Genomic DNA, 4,457 nt, shown 5'->3' with positions numbered 1-4,457 from the left:
GGCGACGGCGGGCACGGCATGGCGCTCGCGCCGGCCGATTTCGCCAAAGAGCGTGCGGCCCTGCTGGCGCTCTGGGAGGAGGAAGGACGCACGGGCGCGCCGGCTCTTTCGATGCGGCTCAAGCTCTTTATCGAAGGGGTGTCAAAAGAAGTGCTCTCGTTCCCCACGCGGAGCATCGTGGCGCTGAAAGGCGGCGTCCAGGAGGTGGTGGATGCGATGGGTGCCTACGCTGATGCGGGGATGGATCACCTGGTTTTCGACATGTCTACCCAGGCGCACGAGAACATCCTGGCCACGATGGAGACATTCGCGAGCGAGGTCCGCCCGAAACTTTCCTGATGTCCGGAAGCGGCGCTCGCGCCGGGGCGGCTGATTTGCCCCCGCCGGGGCGGCTGACTTAAGGGAGACAGGCATTGGCGAAACCGAAATCCTGCACTTTTTTGACCGCTGGCGACGTGGCGCCCGACCGCAAGCACGGGAGAGGGCTCTTCGGAAAAGCGGCGGCGCTTCTCCGGGAGGCGGATTTTTCCTTCGTCAATCTGGAGCACCCGCTCGCCCGCAGCGGCAAGCTGATGAAGGGGAAGCCCTTTTTCCACCGCGGCGTGCCCGAGCTGGCTGAGGGGTTCGTCGAGGCGGAAATTGATGTCGCGGTGATCGCCAACAACCACATGCTCGATTTCGGCGAGGACGCCTTCTTCGAAACCCTCGATGTCCTGGACGAATATGGACTGCCCTATGTCGGGGCGGGGAAGAATCTCGCCGCGGCGCGCCTGCCCCTCATCATGGAGCGGAAGGGGCTTCGCATCGGGGTGCTCGCCTACTCCACGACGCTCCCGCAGGGCTCCGCCGCCGGGCCGAGGGAGCCGGGGGTCAACCCCCTTCGGGTCGAGACCGCCTACCGGATTCCCCACAACACCAATGAGTACCCCGGCCTCGCGCCCGGTATCGTCACCCGGACGCTCCCCGCGGATCTGCGGCGGATGAAGGGAGAGGTCCGGCGGCTGAAGCGGCAGGCGGACGTTGTTCTCGTCTACGTGCACTGGGGGGTGAGCATGACGCACGCGGTGCGTGATTTTCAGCGCGAGATCGGCCATGCCGCGATTGATTCCGGCGCCGCCGCCGTCTTCGGCGGGCACCAGCACGTGCTCTCGGCGGTGGAATTCTACAAGGGGCGCCCCATCGTCCACAGCACCGGCAATTTCATCTTCGATGTCGAGGAGCCTTTTTTCACCGAAGCGACGCAGGAGACCTTTTTGTTCGGCGGAAACCTGACGCGAAAGGGGCTGGAGGACGTTTACCTCATCCCGGCGAAGTGCGGCATCCATGCGCCGCCGTAGGTGCTCTCCCCTGGAAGCGGCATGGGCCGCAGGATCGTCGAGAAGATGCGCGAATTTTCCGCCCCCTTCGGGACGCAGATCAAAGTGAAGGACGGGAAAGCGCATCTGACTTCATCGAAAAAATTGACTTCATCGAAAAAATAATTTTTCTTCCGACAGGAGCGGGTGATGGAACTCGAGGGAAAAGTGGCACTGATCACGGGCGGGGCGCAGGGGATCGGCGCGGAGACGGCCCGCCTCTTCGCCCGGGAGGGCGCCGCCGTCGCGGTGGCGGACCTGAACGCGGAAAAACTCTCGGCGCTCGAGGCGGAAATCGCGGGCGCGGGCGGCCGGATGAAGGGGATTGTGGCCGATTGCGGGGAAGTCTCCGGCATCGAGCGGGCAATCTCGGGAACCGTCTCGGCCTTCGGCGGCCTCGATATCCTCCTCGCCGCCGCCATCTTCCGCCCCACCAAGCCCTTCATGGAGGTGACCGAGGCCGATCTGGACAAGGCCATGGCGGTGAACATTAAGGGGTATTTTTTCACTGTCCAGCGCGCGGTGCCCGAGTTCCGCAAGCGGGGGAAGGGAAACGTCATCCTCATGTCGAGCACCTACGGCTTCGCCGGAGCGCCCGATTTTTCGGTCTACTGCACCTGCAAGGGGGCGGTGGTCAACATGGTGCGCTCGCTGGGGCTGGAACTGGCGCCGGAGAACATCCGGGTGAACGGCGTGGCGCCGGGCCCGATCATGACCGAGGGGATGAAGGAACTCATCAAGGCGAAGCCCTACATCGAGAAGCACCGCACCGCCAACATGCCGATGCCCCGCTTCGGGGAGCCTGAAGAAGTGGCCCAGACGATCCTCTTCCTGGCCTCGGATCGGTCGAGCTACGTCCACGGCCACCATCTGGTGGTGGACGGGGGGTATCTTTCGGTCTAAAGGGACGCTATGTCGCGGTGGTTCCGCCGTCGCTCGCCACGATGGCCCCGTTCATGAAGTCGTTTTCCTTCGAAACGAGAAAGACCGACACCGCCGCCATCTCCTCGGGGGAGGCGAAGCGGCGGACGGGGATGTTGGGCAGCTTGGAGGCCGCGTACTCGGGTCGGTCCGCGTGCACTTTTTTCACCCGCTCGGATTCGGTGGTCCCCGGAGCGAGGCAGTTGACGCGGATGCCGTGGGGGCCGAGCTCGGCCGCCAGCGCGCGGGTCAGGTTGTGGTTGGATGCCTTGGTGGTGCAGTAGAGCGCGTTGTTGGCGACCCCGATGATGGCGTGGATCGAGCCGATGATGAGAATCCGCCCGCTCTTTTGCGGGATCATCACCTTGGCCGCCTCCCGCGCCGCGATGAAGGGAGCCTTGGCGTTCACCTCGAAAAGGTTGTCCACGTCCTCGTCGGTGAACGTGATGAATTCCTTGTGCGCCCTGGCCCCCGCGCAGCTGACGAGAATGTCCAGCCCGCCGAGGAACGCCGCCCCCTCTTTCACGATTCCGGCGGCCCGCCGCGCGTCTGTCAGATCGTAGGCCTTGCCGTCCGCCTTCACGCCTTCACCGGCGCAGGTTTCGATGGTCTGCTTCAACCCCTCGGCGTTGACGCCGCCCGCCGCCCAGATGGATGCCCCCTCGGCGGCGAAACGCTTGGCGATGGCGGCGCCGATCCCCGAGGAGGCGCCGGTCACGATGGTGCGCTGGCCTTCCAGTTTTTTCTCCGGCATATGATTCCTCAAAAAGAAGTTGTCGGCAGTGCGCAGGTTCTTTATCTATACCTCAAAAAACGATTGGATGCGATCGGCGGCGATGCGCGCCGTCCCTTCCATCACCTCCCGGATCCGTTCGGGGGAAGTATCCTCGATCATGCCGTACCATCCGGTGTGGTACATCTCCTTCACGTCCTTCGGGATGAAGTAGACCGACCGGTCCCGGCGGAGGCGGTCGCTCTTCTCCCCGTGATCGCGCGGGGAGGGGTCCGTCGCCAGATCGAGGCGGACCAGATCGGGCCTATCGGCCAGAATCGGGAGCACCTCGAGCTCCCCTCCGTGGGTGAGGCCGACCTTCTGGCCGAAATTGTCCTGGGCGATGAAGTGCGCGTGGACGATGAGGACGCGGGCGCCCTCGAGTTCGTTCTGCGCCCGCTCGGCGGCGATCTCTACCGCCGGCAGGTTGCGTTCGTGCCAGTTGAGCAGGACGAACTTCCGTGCCCCGTGTCGGTGGAGGCTCCCGCACACATCCATGAAGACGGCGATCATCGTCTCGGCGCGGAGGCTGATCGTTCCCGGAAATCCCATGTGGAGCGGGGTGACGCCGAAGGGAATGAAGTCGGCGAGCAGGCCGCCGGTCAGGCCCACGATCCGCCGGGCGAAGCTCTCGGCGGCGTAGTAGTCCGTCCCGAGGGGAAGGTGGCGGCCGTGCTGCTCCACGCTTCCGATCGGAATGACGGCGAGGCCGGTCTCCTTGAGAATCGCGCCGACCTCGGGGCTCGTCATCTCCATCAGGGTTCGCGCCTTGTCCATTCCGCCGCTCCTTCGGCTCCCCGCCGCTACTTGGATTCCATGAATTCAATGACGACGCCGTCGGGCGCCGCAAAGTAGAGATAACGCAGGTGGGGGAGATCCCCCTCATCGAGTATCTCCACGTTGTTGTCCTCAAGACGCTGCTTGGCCTCTTCCCATTCCCCCTTGGCGATGTAAAAACCCATGTGATCCACGCCCATCCTCGGGAGCGCCCCGGCCGCTGCCGGGTCCTCGCCGGGGCGGATCCCCCGGACGATGAGCATGGTTCCGCTCACATCGAGCTTGGTCTGCGGTGCGCCGTGGCGCTCGATCGTGTTGAGAATTTTCGCGTCCAGGACATCCTGGTAAAATTTCACGGCGGCATCGTGATCCGCGTGAATCAGGTGCATGTGCTCGTAGCGGAGCTTCATGGGGCATCCTTTACCGGCGGCGGGCCGCCGCGTTTTCATTTATCGGTGCGTCCCAAAGCTTACCCGGAGCTCCCGCATTCATCAAATGAAATCGGGGCTTCCCCCGCGGGGCGCGTCCCGCTATGATTCCGCCGCAGTCCGAAGGAAATTCCGCGCGGCCCGCGCCACGGAAAAGGAGAGCCGATGACATCCGAGTTCGAGCGTAGAAACCCCGCTTCGCGG

7 protein-coding genes are annotated in these 4,457 nt (G+C 64.3%); 4 read left to right on the top strand and 3 right to left on the bottom strand.

The genetic code is table 11. The features are described 5' to 3' along the window. From O2807_12535 to O2807_12520, 4 genes are all read left to right on the top strand, one after another. The coding region (locus tag O2807_12535) for a hypothetical protein (GenBank protein ID MDA1001327.1) at window positions 1–339 on the top strand (339 nt) is incomplete at its 5' end. Between the two features lie 74 nt (window positions 340–413). Beyond that, the gene (locus O2807_12530; protein MDA1001326.1) at window positions 414–1,337 is read left to right on the top strand and encodes a CapA family protein; all 924 of its coding nucleotides are present in this window, start codon (window positions 414–416) and stop codon (window positions 1,335–1,337) included. A gap of 21 nt (window positions 1,338–1,358) precedes the next feature. Further along, window positions 1,359–1,481: a hypothetical protein gene (locus O2807_12525; protein MDA1001325.1), complete on the top strand. Its 123-nt coding sequence runs from the start codon at window positions 1,359–1,361 to the stop codon at window positions 1,479–1,481. Between the two features lie 24 nt (window positions 1,482–1,505). Further along, window positions 1,506–2,258 carry an SDR family oxidoreductase gene (locus O2807_12520; GenBank protein MDA1001324.1) on the top strand — a complete coding sequence of 251 codons (753 nt, stop codon included), beginning with the start codon at window positions 1,506–1,508 and terminating at the stop codon, window positions 2,256–2,258. 7 nt (window positions 2,259–2,265) lie between these two features. On the opposite strand, the gene O2807_12515 is transcribed toward O2807_12520, so the two are convergent. Genes O2807_12515 through O2807_12505 form a run of 3 tightly spaced genes read right to left on the bottom strand, consistent with a single transcriptional unit; the run spans window position 2,266 to window position 4,235 of the window. Beyond that, on the bottom strand, window positions 2,266–3,030 hold the full coding sequence (locus tag O2807_12515) for an SDR family NAD(P)-dependent oxidoreductase (GenBank protein MDA1001323.1): 765 nt from the start codon (window positions 3,028–3,030) through the stop codon (window positions 2,266–2,268). 45 nt (window positions 3,031–3,075) lie between these two features. Then, entirely contained in the window at window positions 3,076–3,825 is a 750-nt protein-coding gene (locus tag O2807_12510) for a creatininase family protein (GenBank protein MDA1001322.1), read from the bottom strand. 26 nt (window positions 3,826–3,851) lie between these two features. Continuing rightward, entirely contained in the window at window positions 3,852–4,235 is a 384-nt protein-coding gene (locus tag O2807_12505) for a VOC family protein (GenBank protein ID MDA1001321.1), read from the bottom strand. Window positions 4,236–4,457 lie beyond the last annotated feature (222 nt).

Source organism: bacterium (assembly GCA_027622355.1).
GTDB lineage: Bacteria > UBA8248 > UBA8248 > UBA8248 > UBA8248 > JAQBZT01.
This window is presented reverse-complemented; position numbering and strand designations above follow the sequence as displayed.